At 71.2% G+C, this 20,125-nt stretch carries 16 protein-coding genes and 2 tRNA genes; 5 read left to right on the top strand and 13 right to left on the bottom strand.

The annotated features are described in order from the left end of the window. Positions 1 to 36 precede the first annotated feature (36 nt). From U8525_RS14320 to rfbB, 5 genes are all read right to left on the bottom strand, one after another. Positions 37 to 1,098, bottom strand: a complete 1,062-nt coding sequence (locus tag U8525_RS14320) for a YihY/virulence factor BrkB family protein (RefSeq protein ID WP_374265842.1) — start codon at positions 1,096 to 1,098, stop codon at positions 37 to 39. 145 nt (positions 1,099 to 1,243) lie between these two features. Continuing rightward, a complete protein-coding gene (gene rfbC, locus U8525_RS14325; protein ID WP_374265844.1) occupies positions 1,244 to 1,789 on the bottom strand; it encodes a dTDP-4-dehydrorhamnose 3,5-epimerase in 546 nt (181 codons plus the stop codon). Further along, positions 1,786 to 2,667: a glucose-1-phosphate thymidylyltransferase RfbA gene (rfbA, locus tag U8525_RS14330; RefSeq protein WP_374265846.1), complete on the bottom strand. Its 882-nt coding sequence runs from the start codon at positions 2,665 to 2,667 to the stop codon at positions 1,786 to 1,788. The genes rfbC and rfbA overlap by 4 nt, the downstream gene beginning before the upstream one ends. After that, positions 2,664 to 3,578, bottom strand: coding sequence for an NAD(P)-dependent oxidoreductase (locus U8525_RS14335; protein ID WP_374265848.1), 915 nt, complete (start codon positions 3,576 to 3,578; stop codon positions 2,664 to 2,666). Before U8525_RS14335 ends, rfbA begins: the two co-directional genes overlap by 4 nt. Beyond that, positions 3,575 to 4,597: a dTDP-glucose 4,6-dehydratase gene (rfbB, locus tag U8525_RS14340; protein ID WP_374265850.1), complete on the bottom strand. Its 1,023-nt coding sequence runs from the start codon at positions 4,595 to 4,597 to the stop codon at positions 3,575 to 3,577. The genes U8525_RS14335 and rfbB overlap by 4 nt, the downstream gene beginning before the upstream one ends. A gap of 151 nt (positions 4,598 to 4,748) precedes the next feature. On the opposite strand from rfbB, the gene U8525_RS14345 reads away from it, so the two are divergent. The 5 genes from U8525_RS14345 (at position 4,749) to U8525_RS14365 (ending at position 11,654) form a co-directional block, all read left to right on the top strand. Continuing rightward, positions 4,749 to 6,356 (top strand): glycosyltransferase, encoded by a 1,608-nt coding sequence (locus tag U8525_RS14345; RefSeq protein ID WP_374265852.1) that lies wholly within the window; start codon positions 4,749 to 4,751, stop codon positions 6,354 to 6,356. Further along, positions 6,343 to 6,798 (top strand): hypothetical protein, encoded by a 456-nt coding sequence (locus U8525_RS14350; RefSeq protein ID WP_374265854.1) that lies wholly within the window; start codon positions 6,343 to 6,345, stop codon positions 6,796 to 6,798. Before U8525_RS14345 ends, U8525_RS14350 begins: the two co-directional genes overlap by 14 nt. 189 nt (positions 6,799 to 6,987) lie before the next feature. Next, on the top strand, positions 6,988 to 8,265 hold the full coding sequence (locus U8525_RS14355; RefSeq protein ID WP_374265856.1) for a glycosyltransferase family 4 protein: 1,278 nt from the start codon (positions 6,988 to 6,990) through the stop codon (positions 8,263 to 8,265). Then, entirely contained in the window at positions 8,262 to 9,308 is a 1,047-nt protein-coding gene (locus tag U8525_RS14360) for a hypothetical protein (RefSeq protein ID WP_374265858.1), read from the top strand. The genes U8525_RS14355 and U8525_RS14360 overlap by 4 nt, the downstream gene beginning before the upstream one ends. Before the next feature lie 21 nt (positions 9,309 to 9,329). Further along, entirely contained in the window at positions 9,330 to 11,654 is a 2,325-nt protein-coding gene (locus tag U8525_RS14365) for an HAD family hydrolase (protein WP_374265860.1), read from the top strand. Between the two features lie 12 nt (positions 11,655 to 11,666). On the opposite strand, the gene U8525_RS14370 is transcribed toward U8525_RS14365, so the two are convergent. The 8 genes from U8525_RS14370 to U8525_RS14405 form a co-directional block, all read right to left on the bottom strand. After that, on the bottom strand, positions 11,667 to 14,414 hold the full coding sequence (locus U8525_RS14370; RefSeq protein WP_374265862.1) for a glycosyltransferase family 2 protein: 2,748 nt from the start codon (positions 14,412 to 14,414) through the stop codon (positions 11,667 to 11,669). A gap of 63 nt (positions 14,415 to 14,477) precedes the next feature. Continuing rightward, positions 14,478 to 15,827 (bottom strand): ABC transporter ATP-binding protein, encoded by a 1,350-nt coding sequence (locus U8525_RS14375; protein ID WP_374265864.1) that lies wholly within the window; start codon positions 15,825 to 15,827, stop codon positions 14,478 to 14,480. Continuing rightward, a complete protein-coding gene (locus tag U8525_RS14380; RefSeq protein WP_374265866.1) occupies positions 15,828 to 16,607 on the bottom strand; it encodes an ABC transporter permease in 780 nt (259 codons plus the stop codon). A 152-nt stretch (positions 16,608 to 16,759) separates the two neighbouring features. Continuing rightward, positions 16,760 to 16,834, bottom strand: a tRNA-Gly gene (locus U8525_RS14385). Between the two features lie 35 nt (positions 16,835 to 16,869). Next, positions 16,870 to 16,944, bottom strand: a tRNA-Gly gene (locus tag U8525_RS14390). 81 nt (positions 16,945 to 17,025) lie between these two features. Then, positions 17,026 to 17,715, bottom strand: a complete 690-nt coding sequence (gene pgsA / locus U8525_RS14395) for a CDP-diacylglycerol--glycerol-3-phosphate 3-phosphatidyltransferase (RefSeq protein ID WP_374265868.1) — start codon at positions 17,713 to 17,715, stop codon at positions 17,026 to 17,028. Between the two features lie 11 nt (positions 17,716 to 17,726). Then, positions 17,727 to 19,412, bottom strand: coding sequence for a tetratricopeptide repeat protein (locus U8525_RS14400; RefSeq protein ID WP_374265870.1), 1,686 nt, complete (start codon positions 19,410 to 19,412; stop codon positions 17,727 to 17,729). Then, positions 19,369 to 20,058, bottom strand: coding sequence for a lytic transglycosylase domain-containing protein (locus U8525_RS14405; RefSeq protein WP_374265872.1), 690 nt, complete (start codon positions 20,056 to 20,058; stop codon positions 19,369 to 19,371). Before U8525_RS14405 ends, U8525_RS14400 begins: the two co-directional genes overlap by 44 nt. Between the last annotated feature and the right edge of the window lie 67 nt (positions 20,059 to 20,125).

Raw genomic sequence — 20,125 nt, forward strand, 5'->3', positions numbered from 1 at the left:
TCCGAGGACCGCCCGCCGTGGGAACATCCCCCTGCGCTACCGCGCCGCGGACTTGCGGCGCATCAGGAACACGCCCAGGCCCACGCCCGCGGCCCACTTCGCCGCGGCGGCCAGCGGCGTCTTGCTCAGCGCCACCGGGCGGCTCTCGTATTGAGGCTGCGGAGGGATGGGCCGGAAGTCCGTGGCGCCGGGCAGGTTCGCGCCCTTCTCCTCCGCCTCCGTCTTCGTCACGTTCGGTCCCAGAGCATTCGGGTCGCGCTGTCCCGGCGACTTCCCGTCCGGCGACTTGTGCTCCAGGACGCCGTTGATCTCCGCCCCCAGCAACACGACCATGCAGGAGATCTGCATCCACAGCAGCATCACGATGACACCGCCGATGGCGCCGTAGTTCACGTCATACGAGCCGAAGTTCGACACGTACTTCGAGAAGCCCCACGACGCGAGCACCCAGATGATCACGCTCACCACCGACCCCGGCGTGATGAACTTGAACTTCTGCTTCACGTCCGGCAGCACGTAGTACAGCACCGCCAGGAGCAGCATCATCAGGATGCCGGCCACCGGCATGCGCAACCACAGCACGATGCCGGTGAACGGCTCGCCCAGCTTGTTCGCGATGGCCGGTGACGCGATGGCCACGATGGCCGCCAACACCACCGTGACGGCCGTGCCCAACGTCGTCAGCAGCGCGATGCCGCGCTTCTTCCAGAACGGGCGCTTGTCCGTCACGCCGTAGACCGTGTTGAGCGCCTCCATCAGCGCCACCACACCGCCCGACGCCGCCCAGATGGCGCCCACGCCACCGACCGTCAGCAGGCCCACCGGATTGCTGTTCGCCAGTGCCTCCAGCCGCTCGCCCAGGATCTTCGTCACCTCCTGCGGCGCCACCTTCGACAGCTCCTGGATGAGCTGCTGCGCCTGGTGCGGATCGATGAGCACACCCGCCAGCGACACGAGGAACAGCAGGAATGGGAACAGCGCCATGATGGCGGAGAACGTCAGCGCGCCCGCGACGTTGCTGATGTTGTCTCGCCCCCACTCGTCCTTGAGGGATACGAAGAACTCCTTCCAACTCATACCCTTGCCGGGCAGGACCATGCCGTCTCCTCCTCGGGAGAGATTGGGCATTCCATCCCCCGACTGGCTCCCTCCCCGCAGGGAGGGCCCGCCCCCCTGGCTGCTCACCGCGCAGGGGGCGCGAAATGGCAAGGCCCCGCTCCACGCCTGCCCGGCCGCCCGAACCTCAGTAGGCGGGCAGCACCCGGGCGTCCTTCAGCCGGGGCGCGCGCTGATCCTTCACGGACAGCAGCGGCTCCCTCACCGGCCAGGGGATGGCCAGGTCCGGATCATCCCAGGCGACGGCGCGCTCGGACTCCGGGGCATACAGCGAGGTGCACTTGTAGAAGAAGTCCGCCGACTCGCTCAGCACGCAGAACCCGTGCGCGAAGCCCGGCGGAATCCATAGCTGCCACTTGTTGCCGGACGACAGCTCCGCCCCCATCCACCGGCCGAACGTGGGAGAGCCCCTCCGCACGTCCACCACCACGTCCCAGACCGCGCCCGCCAGCACCTGCACCAGCTTCCCCTGCCCGTTCGGCTCCTGGAAATGCAGCCCCCGCAGCGTGCCCCGCACCGACCGCGACAGGTTGTCCTGCACGAAGGGGCCCGGGATGCCGGCGTCGTGGTAGCGCCGGGCCTGGAACGTCTCCACGAAGAAGCCTCGCGAGTCCCCGAACACACGCGGCTCCAGCAGCAGGACGCCCGGAAGCGCTGTCTCCTGGACCTTCATGGCGCCGTCCCCCGGGTCCCCAGGAGCGCCTTCAGGTACTGCCCGTAGTCGTTCTTCAGCATCGGCTCCGCGAGCGCCTCCAGCCGCGCCTCGTCGATGTAGCCCATGCGGTAGGCGATCTCCTCGGGACAGGCGATCTTCAGGCCCTGGCGACGCTCGATGATCTCGATGAATGACGACGCCTGCATCAGCGACTCGTGCGTCCCGGTGTCCAGCCACGCGTAGCCGCGCCCCATCAGCTCCACCGTGAGCTGGCCGCGCCGCATGTACTCCGCGTTGACGTCGGTGATCTCCAGCTCGCCCCGCTGGCTGGGCTTCAGCCCCGCCGCGATGTCCAGGACCTGGTTGTCGTAGAAGTACAGCCCCGTGACGGCGTAGTTGGACCGCGGCTTCGCGGGCTTCTCCTCGATGCTGATGGCCCGGTTGCCCGGCGCCAGCTCCACCACGCCGTAGCGCCGCGGATCCTTCACCTGGTAGCCGAACACCGTCGCGCCGGACACGCGCCGCACCGCCCGCCGCACCAGCTCGCTCAGGCCATCCCCGTAGAAGATGTTGTCCCCCAGGATGAGCGACACCGCGTCGCCCCCCACGAAGTCCCGGCCAATGACGAACGCCTGCGCCAGCCCCTCCGGCCGGGGCTGCTCCGCGTACTGGAAGGACATGCCCCACTGCTCGCCGCCGCCCAGCAGGTCGCGGAAGCGCGGCAGGTCCTGCGGCGTGGAGATGATCAACACCTCCCGGATGCCCGCCAGCATCAGCGTGGTCAGCGGGTAGTAGATCATCGGCTTGTCGTAGACGGGCAGTAGCTGCTTGCTCACCACCAACGTCAGCGGATACAGGCGCGTCCCCGAGCCTCCCGCGAGGATGATCCCCTTCATCGCGCCTCCCCGGCCCGGGCCTCGAGCCAGCTCGCGTGGAAGCGCCTCAGCGACTCCGCCAGCGCCAGCGGCTTCTCCGACAACAGCTCCCGCGCCTTGTCCGTCCGAAGCCCGCTCTTCAGCGGCCGGGGCGCGGACAGCCTCTGGTCCGCCATCCGCGTGGGGACCACCAGGCCCGCGTCGAAGCCGAACACCTCACACAGCGCCCGCCCGAAGGCCACGCGGTCCAGCACCGTCCCGCCGCAGGTGTTCCACGTCCCCCCCCACCGCCGCTCGCCCAGCTCCACCAGCATCGCGGCCACGCTGTCCGCGAAGCTCGGGGACACCACCTGGTCCTCGAAGAGCTTCACCGGCTGCCCGGCCGCCAACGTCTTCACCAGCCACGCGCCGAAGTTGAGCCGACCCTCCACTGGAGGCCAGCCGTACACCACCGCGGTCCGCGCGATCGCGCACCCGGGCGAGAGCACGCGCGCGGCCTGCTCCCCCATGTGCTTCGTCACCGCGTAGACGCCGCGCGGGTTCGGCACCGCGTCCTCGGAATACGGCCCCGCGTCGCCGTCGAAGACGTAGTCGGTGGACACGTGCACCAGGTGCGCGCCGGCCTCACGCGTCCAGCGGGCCAGCGCCGCCGTGGCGGTGACGTTCGCGGCGTAGGCGGCCCCGGGCGCCTGCTCGCAGGCGTCCACCTCGGTCATCGACGCGCAGTGCAGGACGACCTCGGGCGACAGCCGGCTCAGCGTGGGCGCCACCTCCGCCTCGCGCGTGAGGTCCAGCGTCTCGTAGTCGAACGCCCCCGCGGCGCGGCGCGGGCCCTTGCCCAGCCCCACCACCGCGTGGCCCCGCGACGCCAGCAGCGCGCACGCGCGGCGGCCCACCAGCCCGTTCGCGCCCGTGACGACGAAGCGGCTCATGCTCCGTGCCCCCGGCGCGTCAGCGTCACGGTGTTCCGGTACGCACCGCTGAGCACGCGCTCCCACCACGTGGCGTGGTCCACGTACCAGCGCACCGTGTCCGTGAGCCCCTGCTCGAAGGAATGCCCGGGCGCCCAGCCCAGCTCGCGGCGGCTCTTCGCCGGGTCGATGGCGTAGCGGCGGTCATGCCCCGGCCGGTCCGTGACGAACTCGATCAGCGACTCCGGCTTGCCCAGCGCCGCGAGGATGCCCTTCACCAGGTCCAGGTTCTTGCGCTCCGCGCCGCCGCCCAGGTTGTAGACCTGCCCCGCCCGCCCCCGCTCCAGCGCCAGGAGCAGCCCCTGGCAGTGGTCCTCCACGTGCAGCCAGTCGCGCACGTGCTGGCCGTCGCCGTAGACGGGCAGCGGCCGGTCCCGGAGCGCGTTCACCACCATCCTCGGGATGAGCTTCTCCGGGAACTGGTAGCGCCCGTAGTTGTTCGAGCAGCGCGTCACCACCACGTCCATCCCGAACGTGTGGTGGTACGCGAGGGCCAGCAGGTCCGCGCCCGTCTTGGACGCCGAATAGGGACTGGAGGGCTGGAGGGGCGACTCCTCCGTGAAGGCCCCGGACGGCCCCAGCGAGCCGTACACCTCGTCGGTGGAGCACTGCACGAACCGGCGCACGCCGCGCGCCCGGCAGGCCTCCAGCAGGACCTGCGTGCCCAGCACGTTGGTGGTGACGAAGACGGACGGCCCTTCGATGGAGCGGTCCACGTGGCTCTCCGCGGCCAGGTGGAGGACGCAGTCGATGGCGTGCTCCTGGAGCACCCGGTCCATACACGCCCGGTCGCCCACGTCGCCGCGCACGAAGACGTGGCGCGCGTCGTCCTCCAGGCCGGTGAGGTTCTCCAGGTTGCCCGCGTAGGTGAGCCGGTCCAGGTTGATGACCCTCCAGTCCGGCCGCTCGCGGAGCAGGTGGCGGACCAGGTTGGACCCGATGAAGCCGCACCCTCCCGTGACCAGGACGTTCGTTGACATGGACCCAACCTCGGGAATGTGTGGGCCGTCCTGGGTACTGTGCGCGGGTCCCTCCGTCAAGGCACGTCGGGCGCCCTTGTAAGGGCGGGCTGGACGGTTGTAAGGGAACGCGCGCGTGTCACCGCGACCTCCTCACGGCCCGGGCGGACCCTTGCACATCCATCAGCTGGTCACCCGCCTGGCCTGGGGTGACGCGATTGGCAATCAGGTGCGCTACCTCCAGAGCCTGCTGCGCTCCTGGGGCCACACCTCTGAAATCTACGCGGACAGCTGGGACGAGGCGTGCAAGGACCAGGTGCGCCCCGCCAAGAGCTACCCGCGCGAGGCCACCCGCGACTCCGTGCTGCTCGTGCACCACAGCTTCGAATCGAGGCAGGTGCCGCTCATCGCCCGGTCGCGCGGCCGCAAGCTGCTCGTCTACCACAACATCACGCCCGCCCGGCTCTTCGAGGGCTATGACCGGGGCGCCGTGCTCTCGTGCGACGTCGCCCGCGTGGAGCTGCTCGCGCTGCGCCCGCACGTGGACGGCGCGTTCGCCTACTCGCGCTTCAGCGCGGAGGAGCTGGTCGCCGCGGGCTACCCGCGCGTGGACGTGCTCCCCTTCGCCATCGACTGGAACGCGTTCGACACGCCGCCCGACCCTTCGCTGATGGCGGAGCTGGACGACGGCTGCGCCAACATCCTCTTCGTGGGCCGCGCGGTGCCCAGCAAGTACGTGGACGACGTCATGCGCGTCTTCACCGCGTACCAGCGCCTGTACCAGCCCAAGAGCCGCCTGCTCATCGCGGGCAACATCCACCGCGACGCGCCCTACGGCAGCTTCCTGCACGGCCTGAAGGACCTGCTCGGCCCGGACCGCATCCGGTTCCTGGGCCGCATCAACGCCGCGCAGCTGTCCGCCTGCTTCGCCTCCGCCACCGCCTACCTGTCCATGAGCCGACACGAGGGCTTCGGCGTGCCGCTGCTGGAGGCCATGTACCGGGACGTCCCCGTCGTCGCGTACGGCGCCGCGGCCGTCCCGGAGACGATGGGCGGCGCGGGCCTCACCACCCTCACGCGCGAGCCCACGGACGTGGCGCAGCTGCTCGCGGTGCTGGAGCGTGACCCCGCGCTGCGCCAGCAGGTGCTCACCGCGCAGCGCGCCCGCGTCGCCACGCTGTCCCAGAAGGCCGTGGCCACCCAGCTGCGCGACACGCTCCTGCGCTGGCTGGGGGGACGCGGGCCCGAGGCGGCGGAGGCGCCGTCGCGGGCGTCCACCATCGAGCTCGTCTGCCCCGGCTTCTCCGCGCGGCCGGACGCGCCCATGTCGCGGCTCGCCCGCGAGCTGCACCGCCGCCTTCCCGACTCCCGCATCCTCGCCCTCCGGGGGCGCGGCGAGGAGCCCGCCCTGTCGCTCGGTCCCCAGGACGCCGGGGGAGCGCCCGTCTGGCACTTCACCCCGGACCAGCCCGTGGGCCCCGAGCCCGAGCCGCTGCCCGGGTCGTCGTCGCTGGAGACGGCCGTGCGGGCCTCGCCCGGGAAGGTGCTGCTGCTGGGCATGGACACCGCCGTGGCGCAGGCGCTGATGACGGGCGTGGGTCGCCGGAGCTGGGGCGTGCGCGACACGGTCGTCGCGACCGACGAGGTGTCGATGGAAGCAGCGCGGCATCACCTGGGGCCGCGGCTGCTGGAGCTGGACCGCTCGGACCTGGACGGGGTCGCGAACGCCCTGGTCCAAGCGCTGTCATCGAGACGAGGAGCGCGCCATGCACGCCGCTGACCTGCTCACGGCCGAGCCCACCGCCCAGGCCGTGGCCGCCGCCACCGAGCGGCTCCCCCAGCCGTCCGCCACCGCGCGCGACCACCTGCGCCGCACGCTCGCCGCGTCCCAGCGCGGCCCCGTCGCGAGCCAGTGGCCGGCGCTGCTGCTGGAGGCGCGCGCCAAGGCGGACGTGCGCTACGTGGAACCCGCGACGTCGCACCGCCCCGTCGTCGGTCCGGTGCTCGTGTTCGCCAAGCGAACCTTCCGCCGCGCGTTCCAGCCATTCATCAACGAAGTGCTGCGCCGCCAAGTGCACTTCAACGAAGCCATCCTGGACGCGCTCACCGTCGTCATCGAGAACCAGCGCGAGCACGCGCGCACCCAGGCCCTCTGGCGGCGCGAGCTGGAGGCGCGATTGAAGCAATTGGAGAAGGATCCGCCGGGCCCATCCTCGCGCTGAGAGAATGGCTGCCTGGTCGACGAACGGCGGCCCGAGCGGGCGTTGACGCAGCAACCTGCTCCGCGCTACATCGGCCCTTCACTTCGCCTGCCTCGTCAATCCTGAGGGGGATGCCACGGAGAGAATCCGCGGCGGCGGCGAAGCGCTTTCAAAGGGCCTCATCCCGCCCACGACGCGAGTTGCCAAGGCATGAAGATCGGGTTCCTCGTTGGGGACATCGCCAATATCTCCGGCGGGTCCAACGTCATCCTGGAGTACGCCTCGCGGTTGCAGGACCTTGGCCATGAGGCCGTCCTCATCACCCCGGGCCCCGTCCAGCTGACCTATCCCCTCTGGCACCCGCGGCTGGCGGACCTGCCGCGCCGGTCGGTCGCGGAGGCGGAGAACGAGTCCTTCGACTTCGCGCTGGCCACCTGGTGGATCACCTTCTACGACCTGTGGCGCGTCAACGCCCGGGTGTATGGCTATCTGAACCAGAGCCTGGAGTCGCGCTTCCACGCGGAGCGCCACTACAAGCTGCTCAACCGGCAGACATACTCGCTGCCGCTCCTGTTCGTCACCGAGGCGAAGTGGCTGGTGGAGTTCATCCAGACGCTCCAGCCGGAGGGGCGCACGCTCTACGTGCAGAATGGCCTGTCGCGGGAGCACTTCCCCTGCGTACAGGCCCCGCCCCAGCGCGACGGCAAGCTGCGCGTGCTGGTGGAGGGCCCGTGGGGCGTGGGCTTCAAGGGCGTGCCGGAGACGTTCGAGGTGCTGGAGCTGGCGGCGCAGGCGGGCGTCCAGTTCGAGACGGGGTGGCTGGCGTCGTCGTCCGGCGGGCAGAAGCCCACCGTCGGCGGCCAGCCGGTGCACGTGCACGAGCGCATCCCCATCAACCAGGTGCACCAGGTCTACGGCCAGTACGACGTGCTGCTGAAGCTCTCCCGCGTGGAGGGCATGTTCGGCCCGCCGCTGGAGATGTTCTCCCAGGGCGGCACGGCCATCACGTACACCGTCACGGGCACCGACGAGTACATGGTGCACGGGCAGAACTCGCTGATGGTGGAGCCGTACAACCGCCGGCAGATCGCCCAGTTCCTGCGCCTGCTGAGCACGCAGCCCGCGTACCTCGCGCACCTGCGCGCGAACGCGCTCGCCACGGCGAAGGCGTTCACGGACTGGGAGTCCAGCACGCGGCAGGTGGCCGCGGGCCTGGAGGCGCTGCACGCGGAGGGCTGGACGAACACGCACCTGCGCCCCGCGCTGGCCGCCATGTCCACCATGCACGGCCACTGGCTGGACGACGTGTGGCGCGCGGAGCGCGGAGGCCACTCGCCGCTGCATCCGTACGTGGGCCCCGGTGAGCAGGTGCTGCTGGAGCGCTACCGCCGGCTGAAGAAGTCCCGCCCCGTCCGCGCGCTGCAGAAGCTGGTGTCCGACGACGTCAAGAAGTCCCTCCGCGCGCGTCTCACGCGAGTCCTGTCATGAGAGTCCATCCGCCCCCCTCCTCCCTCCAGCGCGTCGCCTTCGTGGGCGAGCCGGCCTTCGAGCCGCACGTGCCCGTCCAGGCGGCGTGGGCCCAGGTGCGCTTCTTCCCGGTGACGGCCGGCCAGTGGGAGCCCGCGCTCGACGCGGCCCGGGCCTGGGACGCGAACGCGACGATGGTCTTCCGCCCGCAGGACCTCACGCTGGAGCAGGCGGCGCGCGTCCCCGGCACCATGCGCGTGGGCGTCATCCCCGCGCCGCTGTTCAGCGCGGACGAAGTGGAGAAGCTCGCGCGCATGTCCGGCGAGGACGCGAAGGGCTTCCGCTGGCTCACGTACCTGGAGGCCCCTACCTCGCCGGAGCTGGCGCGGCTGCCGGTGCTCCAGGCGCTGCCCCTGCCGGTGGACACCGCGCGGTGCCCCACGGGCCCCCGCCTGGAGACGCGGCGGATGCTGGTGGCGGACTGGGCCAGCCCCACGCCGGAGGCGCTGGAGCAGCTGCGCAAGCTGGGCCCGGTGGACGTGCTGTCCTCGCACGCCACGCCGGAGGAGGTGACGCAGGCGCTGGAGAAGGCCGGGACGCTCGTCTACGCGTCGCGCGACCTGATGGGCCGCTTCGATCCGCTGCCCCTCCTGGCCATGGCGCACGGGCTGCTGCTGGTGGCCGACACGGTGTTCGCCTCGGACTGGAACATCGAGCCGGAGGACGAGTTCCTCTACCGGCCGGATGGCCAGTGGGCGCGCTCGCTGGATGAAGTGTTCCGCCTGCCGGTGTCCTTCCGCGCGGTGCGCATCCGCGCCTGGCAGAAGATGCGCGAGGCCTACGACGCCTCGGCGTGCTTCCAGCGCGTGCTGCATGACGCCCACCTGTTCGCGGACCCCGCGGCGCACCTGGCGTCGCTGGCGCCCGCGCGTCCCCCGGTGGCCGTGCCCGTCGTCGCCGTGGAGTCCAACGGCGCGCGCGCCCCGGAGCCCTCAGCCCCGGAGGCCCTGGGCGCGGAGCAGGTGCAGCGCCTGCCCCACACCCTCGCGGCCGTCCCCAACTAGAGCCAAGGACATCGGAAGCAGATGACTTCCCGCCGTGAACCCGCAGCGGCCGCGCTGCTCCCCGCCCTGCAGCGCTGGACGGTGGAGACCGCGCGCGACCTGTACCTGATGCAGAAGGGCGCCCCCGCCGCGTCCACGCACACGCGCCCGACGCCCGGCGAGCGCATGTCCATCATCGCGTCGGAGGCGCTGCCCCTGAACGTGGTGGAGGGCCTCGGCCAGGCCTCGCGCCTGTTCCGCGCGAGCGACGCGCCGCCCATCGACGCCTCCCCCTTCGCCACGCTGCGCGAGCGGCTGCTCACCGCGACGGCGGGCTACGACGTGGTGGGCTTCGACGTCTTCAACACGCTGGTGGTGCGCAGCGTGGAGGGCGAGTGGCTCAAGACGGCCGTGGCGCGCGGCTTCCACGCGCGGCTGAAGGCGCTGGTGCACCCCAAGGCCCTGCCCACGGTGGCCCAGGTGCGCCAGCGCCGCTTCGCCCTGGAGATGGAGATCGCCGGGGAGCAGGTGGCCCAGGGCCGCGACAACGAGGTGGACTTCGAGGAGCTGCTGCGGCGCTGGGCGGGCAGCTGGGTGCCGCGCGAGCCGCTGCGCTCGCGCATGGCGGAGGAGCTGCGCGCGCTGGAGCTGTCGCTGGAGAAGCGGGCGCTGCGCCCCGCCCCGGGCATCGCGGAGGTGCTGTCCGCGCTGAAGGCCCAGGGCAAGCGGCTCATCTTCGTGAGCGACATGTACCTGTCACAGCCGCTCTTGCGTGAGCTGCTGCGGCACTGCGGGCTGGAGCAGTACTTCGACGCGGGCTACGTCTCCATCGACGAGGGGCTGCGCAAGGCGTCCGGGCGGCTCTTCCCGCGCGTGCTGGAGCGCGAGGGGCTGAAGCCCGAGCAGCTCTTCTTCGTGGGCGACGACGAGAACGCGGACAACGTGCAGCCGCGCCGCCTGGGCATCGCCACCCTGCGCGTGGACGACCCGGACGAGAAGCAGCGCCGCCGCCGGCTGGAGGCCGCCCAGAAGGCCGTGGAGCAGAACCCGTTCTGGTCCGCGCACTACGTGGACGTCGTGCTGAGCAACGAAGCACAGCACGTCCGCGCGCCGGATGACGACCCGAGCTACCAGCTGGGCCGCACGCTGGGGCCGGGCATCGTCGCCTTCGTGGTGGACGTCATCGAGCGCGCGGAGAAGCTGGGCATCGACCACGTCTACTTCCTGGCGCGCGAGGGCCTGACGCTGCTCAAGGTCTTCGCCATCCTGAAGGACTCCGGGCTGTTCCCCCGGCTGCCCAGGGCGCACTACCTGTTCGTCAGCCGGGCCTCCACCATCCTCGCGTCCATGCGCGAGCTGAGCTGGGAGGAGGTGCACCGCTTCTGGCGCCAGTACAGCCGCCAGTCACTGCGCGGCCTGCTCAAGAACCTGTCCCTGCCCCAGGACGAGTTCATCCGGCTGGCCGCCGAGTGTGGCCTCACGGATCCGGACCGCCCCATCCTGGAGCCCACGACGGACGCGGCCTTCCAGCGCTTCCTCGCGTCGCGCCGGGTGCGCGTGGCCTTCCACCAGCGCCGGGACGAGGCGCGCGCGCGGCTGTCCCGCTACCTGGAGTACCGCGGGATGATGGGCCTGAAGCGCACGGCGCTCGTGGACATCGGGTGGAAGGGCAGCATGCAGGACAACCTGCTGCGCGCCTTCGAGCACGAAGCGCGCTTCCCGGAGCTGCACGGCTTCTACCTGGCGTATGTGCCGGACGGGCAGCCCCAGCCGAAGAACTCCTACAAGTACGGCTACCTGTCGGACCTGCGGCGGCGCGACCTGGAGGAGGCGGACTTCCTGCGCAACACCGCCATCTTCGAGATGATCACCACGGCGAACCACGGCAGCACGGTGCGCTATGGACAGAACCCGTGGGCGCCGCACCTGCCCATGCCGGAGCTGCTGCATCACGACCAGGAGAAGGACAACAGCGCCCGCTTCTTCCGCCGCGTGCAGGAGGGCATGTACGACTACGCGCGGGACTACGCGCGCCTGTCCCCGCTCCTGCGCTTCACCGCGGACGAGCTGCAGCCCGGCACGCTCCAGGAGCTGCTGCGCTACACCCGCTACCCCACGGAGCAGGAGGCGCGCGAGTTCCTCAAGTACTCGCACGTGGAGAGCTTCGGCGTGCACGAGATCACCACCTTCGGCCTGAAGCTGGAGCTGCGGAAGCTCGCGCGGGTCGGCTCGGTGAAGGGGGCGATCCAGGAGGCGTGGAAGGCCTTCGAGACGAACCCCTGGCGCGACAGCGTGGTGCGCCGCAGCGGCGTGCCGCTGGCGAACCTGGCCTACGACGCCTGGTTCACCTGGCGGGCCATCCGGTAGCGACAGCCGCCGTCACGCGAGCGGGCGGCGCGCGCTGGGCACCTCGTGGGCCAGCGTGCGCACCGCCAGCGCCTCGCCGTCCTCCAGGTGGCGGCGCAGGTCGCAGTCCCCCGACAGCAGCGTGAGGTTGGGGTTGTAGTAGGGGTCGCCCTTCAGGAGCCAGGGCCGGTACGACGTGAAGGAGCGCCAGTAGTCCGGCTCCGGGATCGCGTCCGTGCGGCGGCTGGCGGACTCGTGGTGCACCACGCGCGCGAAGGGCGTGCACACCACGCGCAGACCCCGGGCGTGCAGGCGCAGGCCCAGGTCCACGTCGCTGCCGCACAGGAGGAAGCGCTCGTCGAAGCCGCCCAGCGCGTCGAAGAGGGGCCGGCGGATCATCACGCACGCGCTGGTGACGGACAGCCAGTTGCGCACCCACTCCGTGTGGCCGAAGGGCGTGACGATGGGCCCGTCCGGCAGGCGCCAGAAGGGGTGGCCCGCCATGCCCGTCATCCCCACGACGATGCCGGCGTGCTGCACGGTGCCTTCCGGGAAGAGGAGCTTCGCGCCCACCGCGCCCACCTCCGGGCGCTGCGCCTGGGACACCAGCTCCGTGAGCCAGCCGGGGTCCACCACCTCCATGTCGTTGTTGAGGAACAACAACAGCTCGCCCGTGGCCTGCCGCGCGGCCCAGTTGTTGATGGCCGGGTAGTTGAAGGGGAAGTCCCAGGTGCGCTTCACCACGCGCGGATCCGTCAGCGTGTCCAGGAGCGCGAAGGTCTCCGGACGGACGCTGTTGTTGGAGACGAGCACCAGCTCGAAGTGCGGGTACTTCGTGCGCGTGAGCAGCGTGTCCGTGAGCGTCTTGAGGAGGTCCGGCCGGTCCTTGAACGGGACGATGATGGACACCTTCGGGGCGCCGCGGATGGCGTAGCGCACGCGGTAGCGGCCCGGGCCGGGCACCGTCACCTCGGCGTCCTCGCCCCGGCGGGCCAGGTGCTCGGCGAGCGCGCGGCGGCCCTCCGGGGACACCTGCCCCGTGGCGCCGGCGCGCCGGTGGTAGAGCAGGTGCGGCACGTGGCCGATGCGCTCCGAGGCCTCGCTGATGCGCAGGAAGAGGTCGTACTCCTCCGCGCCCGGGAAGCCATCGCGGAAGCCGCCCACAGCCTCCACCAGCGAGCGGCGCGCCATCACGCCCCGGCCCAGGTAGTCCACGGAGCGCAGCAGGTCCGGAGACCAGTCCGGCTTGAAGAAGGGGCCGGCGCGGCGGCCGCGCGTGTCCAGCCGGTCCTCGTCGCCGTAGACGACGTCCAGGCCGGGATCCGCGACCAGGGCGCGGGCCACCTCCGCCAGGGCATGCGGGGCCAGCGTGTCCTCCGCGCCCAGCACGCCCACGAAGTCACCGCTCGCGGCCTGGAGGCCCACGCGCAGCGCGCGGGCGACGTCCGTGGGCCCGCTGAGCGTCACCCGGCGGATGCGCGGCTGGCGACGCGACGAGCCCCACGGCTCCGGCAGCGCGGGGCCGTCCTCCGGCCCCACCAGCACCAGCTCCCACTCGGGGTAGAGCTGGGCCTCCACCGACGCGAGGCACTCGCGCAGGTGCGCGGGACTGGCCCCCGCGAGGGCCACCAGCAGGGACAGCCGGGGCCGCCGCGGCAGGCGCTGCACGGCCGCGCGGGCTGCCTGGATGGCCGCGGGCTCGCGCAGCGTGCACCAGTGGTGGAAGTCCTCCAGGGCGGGCACGGGCGGCGGCGGCGTGCGCACGCCGAGGATGGCGGCCAGCGCCACCACCGCCTCACCGTTGAAGCGGGACTGCCGGCGCAGCACCTCGCGCCACAGCGGCGCGGAGGCCCGGATGCCCCGAGGCAGTCCTGGCTGGGCCAAGGGAGACGCCAGCGCCGTCAGCCGCGCCACACGGTGCGTGGCGTCCTGCGGATCCGGCGTCCCGGCTCCCGGGGTGGCGGCGACTCCCAGCAGCGTCTCGCGCATCAGCGCGTTCCACTCCGTCTGGCGCGCGAGCAGCGGATCCAGCAGGGGCCGCATCGCCCGGCGCCACGCGCGCCACGCCAGCGCCCAGACCTTGTCCACGGGGGCGAACCCCCGTGCCCCGAAGCGCCCGCGGCCTCGCGCTTCCGTCGCAGCGCTTGTCCAAACTCCAGCGCCCTGCGGCCCATCAACGGTGCCGGAACCTCGCGCGCCCTGCGCCTCGCTGGCGGCGCTCGCCGAAACGCCAGAAGCGCTGCCCCGCGCCTCATTCGGCCCGCTGGCCGGAGCACCAGGACCGGCGCCTCGCGTCCCATACGGCCCGCTGGCGGCTCCCGCCGAACCGCCCTGCCCTGCCCCCTCCGCGTCCAGCTGTCCCCGGACCCACTCCGTCAGGTCCTCACGGGTGCCCTGGTCGCGCCGGGCCTCCAGCCGCTCCAGCACGCGCAGCACGCGCTGGTTGAAGGCCGCCTGGGGCTTCAGCCACTCGACGTGGAGCGGCCGCAGGCCCAGCACGAAGGCGCGCTTGGCGGCCGTCACCCACTGCCCTCCCGACGCCCGGTGCGACGGCGGCACGGAGAACTCGAACGGCACGGCGAGCCGGGCCGCGGCGAGCAGCGGCGACAGGGGCGTGTTGGCCGGAGGCACCCGCCGGCGCAGCGCCTCCGTCAGCGCCGCCAGCTCCTGCGCATGGGCCTCGGAGGGCTCCGCGCGCAGGGCGGCGATGCGCTCGGCGAGCTCACCGGCGGACGATGCCTCCTGGCCCCCCTCGGGCACGCTTCGGAACAAGGTGCTCACCTCCCAGGCGCCTCCCCTTCTTCAAGGCCCCGAGCCGCGGCGCGCGGGTGGGCCTCCTCCCCCTCAGGAGGCCGCGGCATGCTTGGACACGGAGACCGCCTGGACGGGAGCGGCCGGAGCCTCCTCCACCACCCAGGAATGCTCCGGTCGGAAGACGCCCCGGTCGTCATGCTCCGTGGACACGGAGAAGGTGCAGCGCGCTTCCCGGCCCGGCTCCGGGTTCGCGGTGTTGCCCGTCTTCAGCTCCACGCTCAGCACGTAGGAGCCGCCCAACAATCCCACTCGCGGCAGCACGAAGCGCAGCCGGCCCTGCGGCGGCAACGGCGTCGGCAGCGGCACCCGGTCCGTCCGGGTGCTCGTCACGTACAGCACCGCCCCATCCGCGCTGGACAGCGTGAGGACGAACTCCACGTCCTCCGCCGGCTCGCGCGCCACGTAGTCGATGCAGGCCTCCGCCCGCGCCTCCGCGGTGATGAGCCCCAGTTCCTCGCCGCGCGGCCCGCTCAGCCACACCCGCGACACGGCCAGCGACGGCGACGCCGGCGGCTCGTCCCGCACCACCGGGCCCTCCGGCAGCGAGGGCAGCGCCCCGCCCCCTTCCGTCAGGGCCGGCGGGGTGAACACCGTGGAGCGCGCCTCCGCGAGCGACACCGCCTGCCGGTACTCCGCGGCGATCTCCGCCGGGGTCCCCACGCGGCGGATCCGCCCGCCGTCCAGCCACGCCGCCTGGTCGCACCAGCGCTCCACGGTGGACATGTCGTGCGTGACGAGGACGATGGTCTTCCCCAGCCGCTTGAACTCCGTCATCTTCGCGAGGCTCTTCTTGCTGAAGTGCTCGTCGCCGACGGCGAGGATCTCATCGATGATGAGGATGTCCGGGTCCACGTGCGTGGCCACGGAGAACGCCAGGCGCATGTACATGCCGCTGGAGTACGTGCGCACCGGCTCGTCGATGAACTCCCCCAGCTCGCTGAACGCGATGATGTCGTCCATCTTCGCGCGCACCTCGGACCGGGACATGCCGAGGATGATGCCGTTGATGAGGATGTTCTCCCGGCCGGAGAAGTCCGGGTGGAAGCCCGCGCCCAGGTCCAGCAGCGCGGAGATGCGCCCGTTCACCTGGATGCGCCCGGAGGTGGGCGCGTAGATGCCGGTGATCAGCTTCAGCAGCGTGCTCTTGCCGGAGCCGTTGCGCCCCAGGATGGCCACCGTCTGGCCCTTGGGGATGCGCAGGTTGACGCCGCGCAGGGACTCGATGAAGCGGTTGCCCTGGACGGCCGCGTTGCGCTGCCCGCGCAGCCACCGCACGAGCTCCGACTTGAACGTGGTGTACTCCCCCCGGATGGTCTTCTTCCGGAAGTTCTTCACCACGTCCTGGATGACGATGGCGTCCTCGGTCGGTGACTGGGCCATCTAGATGGACTCCGCGAACTCCTCGCGGCGGCTCTCGAAGATCTGCGTGGCACCCCACAGCAGCACGAGCGAGACGCCCAGGAGCGACACGAGCGGCACCGCTTCCGGCAGCCGGTGCTCGTAGAAGATGGCCTGGTACGAGGTGATGAGGATGGACATCGGATTGAGCACCTGCAGCGCGCGCCGGTACTCCTCCGGGATGGTGGACAGCTTGTAAAGCACGGGCGTCACGAAGAACCACAGCGTCATCAGGTTCATCACGATGTGCTGCAGGTCCCGGAACGTCACGTTGAAGGCGCTGACCGCGTACACCACCGCGAACGTGAAGCACATCTGGACCAGCACCACCACGGGGAACAGCACCACGTGCCAGGTGGGCACCACTCCGAAGAGCAGCCCCAGCGCCACCATCAGGGGCAGCGAGAAGACGAAGTTGCAGAAGTTGGTGGCCACCACCGTGGCCGGCAGCACCTGGGCCGGGAAGCGCACCTTGGTCATCAGGTCGCGCCGGTCGCTGATGGCGCTGGCCCCCGCCGACACCGACGTGGAGAACCAGATCCACGGCAGGAGCCCCACGAACATGAAGTACGCGTAGTGGGGGATCTGGTTCTTCATGAACACGCCGAACAGCAGCGCGTACACGAGCATGTGCAGCGTGGGGTTCAGGAACGTCCAGAAGAAGCCCAGCACCGAGCCGCGATAGCGCGCCTTCAGCTCGCGCTGCACCAGGCTGAGCAGGAGCCCCCGGTACGAATAGAGTTCCCGGAAGTTGCGAATCATGCGCCGGTATCCATACCGCAAGGGTCCGCCCGTGGCGAACGCCCTGGAACAGCGGACCGCCGGCCCCTCGCGCGCCCGCCTGCCGTGATACGCCCCGCCGTGCCGACGGAGCCAAAGAAAAAGGCCTCCTGGTTTCCCAGGAGGCCTTCTGTTGGAGCGGGAAAAGGGATTTGAACCCTCGACCCTCGCCTTGGCAAGGCGATGCTCTACCGCTGAGCTATTCCCGCATCAGGTGCGACTTTCCTGCACAACCAAGATTCACTGGAGCGGGAAAAGGGATTTGAACCCTCGACCCTCGCCTTGGCAAGGCGATGCTCTACCGCTGAGCTATTCCCGCATCAGATGTTGCTGAACTGCTACCGCCCGGTCAGTGCCGCGCCGGAAGTGGGGTGCGATATACAGAGCCCTCCCGGACACGTCAAACACTTTTCGCATCCGGATCCGTGCTGCCCCGGCGGGCGAGCATGTTGAGGAACGCCCGGAAATAGACGACCGCGCTCCAGACGGAGAACGCGCCGGACAGGTACACGAGCACCTTGCCCACCTGGTTGTAGTCCACGGTGACGGTGCGGAAGCCCAGGTCCAGCGGGTGCACGTAGTGGACGCACAGGGAGATGATCCCCACCAGTTGGAGGGACGTCTTCCACTTCCCCTCCTGCCCCGCGGCGATGACCATGCCCTCGCTGGCGGCGATGGTGCGCAGGCCGGTGACGATGAACTCGCGGGCCAGCAGCACGATGACGACCCACGCGGCGATGCGGCCCAGGCGGACCATCATCACCAGGGCGGCCATGGCGATGAGCTTGTCCGCCAGCGGGTCCATGAACTTGCCCACCACCGTGATGAGGTTCCAGCGGCGGGCCAGGTAGCCGTCGATGACGTCCGTGATGGCGGCCACGGCGAACACCAGCCCGGCCAGGAGCGAGTGCAGCGGGTCCGCGTCGTAGGTGAGCCACACGAACACGGGGATGATGAGGATGCGCCCCAGCGTCAGCATGTTGGGCAGGTTCCAGAACTCCTGCACCAGGATGCTGGGACGGCGGGCCGCGCGGCGGCGGGCCCGCTCCTCGCGCTTGCGCTGCTTCCTGAGGGCTCGCTCGGTGGCCATGGGCGCGCGTTCTACCGGACCCCGAGTGCGATGAGGGCAAATCCTTCACCGCCCAGCTCCACCGCGCCCCTCGGGGTCTCCCCGACGGCGGGCGCCAGGAGCGGCACCACGCGGGGCGTGAGGTTGCCCACCCAGCCCACCAGGTGCGTGAGGGGCACCGTCACCGGCTGGTCCATGGACACCGGCACCGAGCGCAGCGGACCCGTCAGGCTGAGCAGCACCCGCCCCTGCCCGCGCAGGTGCACCAGGTCCAGGTCCTCCGCCAGCTCCGACGGCACGCGGCCGTTCTCGAAGACGACCGGCTCCTCGAAGGCGAAGACGCACGCGTCGCGCAGGTAGACGGATTCGTCGTCCAGGGACATCGCGGTCCACTGCCGCCCGGACACGGGCTCCAGGTGCAGCGTCCCCTGCCCCCGGGCGCGCACCATGACCTGCGGGCCCACGCCAAACGGCTTGTCCGTGGCCCGGCCCCGGAAGCGCTTCATCTCCGGCTCGAAGGCGACCTGTCCGCGCACGGCGACCAGCCCCTCCAGGCGCGTGAGCAGCTCGCCACTCACCGCGAGCACCAGGCCCGTCGCGCCCAGCGTAAAGACCTGCCCCTGGGCCGCCCCCGGCAGCGCCACCGTGGGCACCCACTCGGTGAGCACGGGCGGGTTCGCGACAGGTCCGGCGCCGGGCGTGGAGCCCGGCGCGGCGGGAGGCGCCACCGGCGGAGGCTCGGAGGCCCGCGCGGCGGGAGGCGCCTCGCTGGTGGCCAGCGCGGCGAAGGTCTCCGCGAAGGCATCGCCGGGCGCCGACTCCACGTCGGACGCGACGACGGGCGGCTCCTCGGAGACCTCGATCTCCTCCGACACGGGCGTGGGGGGCAGCTCGTCGGTGACCTCGACATCGGCCCCGGAGGCGTCCGCGTCCGCGGTGGCGGCGAGGCTGGGGTCCTCGTCCTCCTGGACCTGGGGCGCGGTGCGGCGGGCGAAGGCGTGCTCGTCCGTGTGCGCGGGCGGGCCCTCGTCCTCCGCGAAGCGCAGCTCGTCGTCCGGAGCCGCCGCGGGCGGCGGTGGCGTGGCGGCGGTGCGCGGCGGGCGGGGCGGCGCCTCGTCCAGGCCGAACTGGGCGCCCCAGTCGCTCTCACCGGAAGAGGGCGCGGGCGGCGGTGCGGCCGGGGGCTCCGCCTCGCGGGGAGGGGCGGCGGCGGGCGGCGGGCGGCTGTAGCCCTCCCCGGCGATGGCGCGCGACATCTTCTCCGCCATGGCGTCGCTGCCGGACAGGAGGAAGTGCTCGCGCGCGCGGCCGTACTCGCCCATCTGGGCGAAGGTCAGTCCCAGGTAGTTGTGGGCCTTCTTGTGGTCCGGGGCCAGGTCGGTGGCCGTCTCGAACTCGCGCGCCGCGCGCTGGAGCGCGTTCGTCTTCAGGTAGACGAGCCCCAGGTTCACGCGCAGCGTCGGGTCCACGGGGTTGTCCCGCACGAGCATCTCGTACAGGTCCGCCGCGCGGTCGAAGAGGCCCAGCTTGAAATACGTCAGGCCCAGGAGGTTCTGGGCCTTCTCGTGGCGCGGCTGGAGCTGGTGCGCGCGCTCCAGGAAGCTCTTCGCTTCGGTGACCTTGCCGGCGCCCAGCAGCTCGCTCCCGCGTTGGAGCTGCTGCAGGAACTCTTCATCAGCGGGACCCGGCTCCCGCGTCCCCTTCGTGCGCGTCGTCATTCTCGGATGTGGGCTCACGGCTGCTGGCCTCGGCCTGGGCGAGCCGCTCGCGCTCCTTGTAGTGGTAGTAGAGCTGGAGGACCTTGCGCACGTATTCCTGCGTCTCGGCGTACGGCGGCACCTGGCCTCCGTACTTCTTCACCGCGTCCGGCCCGGCGTTGTACGCGGCGACCATCTTCACCATGTCGCCGTCGAACATGTTGGCCAGCACGCGCAGGTAGCGCACGCCCCCCTCGATGTTGTCCTTCGAGTCGAAGATGTCCTTCACGTACATCTCCGAAGCGGTGCCCGGCATGAGCTGCATCAGCCCGCTGGCGCCCTTGTTGCTGAGCGCGTTCGGGTTGAAGTTGCTCTCCGTGTGCATGATGGCGCGCACCAGCGCCGTCGGGATGCGGTAGCGGAGCGCCGCGTTGGCGATGTGCGGATCCAGCTCCGCGGGCGTCCGCGCGCGCCCCCGCACGGGCGCGGACTTGGCCGGCGCCGGCGTGAAGGTCCCGGCCAGCTTGCGCGCCTTGCGCGCGCCCCCGGGCGGCACGTTCGTGTAGACGATGGTGCCGTCCTTCTCCACGTAGCTGTAGATGCCGTCCGCGGCGAAGGCCGGGAGGGAGGCAGTCAGCAGGACGGCGAGGGCGGTCAGGACACGCATGGCGGCGGGCGAAACCTTAGACAACGCCCGGAAAGTCCTCAAGAAAACGCCTTGTTTCCGGCACTTA

Source organism: Corallococcus sp. RDP092CA (assembly GCF_041903675.1).
Taxonomy (GTDB): Bacteria; Myxococcota; Myxococcia; order Myxococcales; family Myxococcaceae; genus Corallococcus.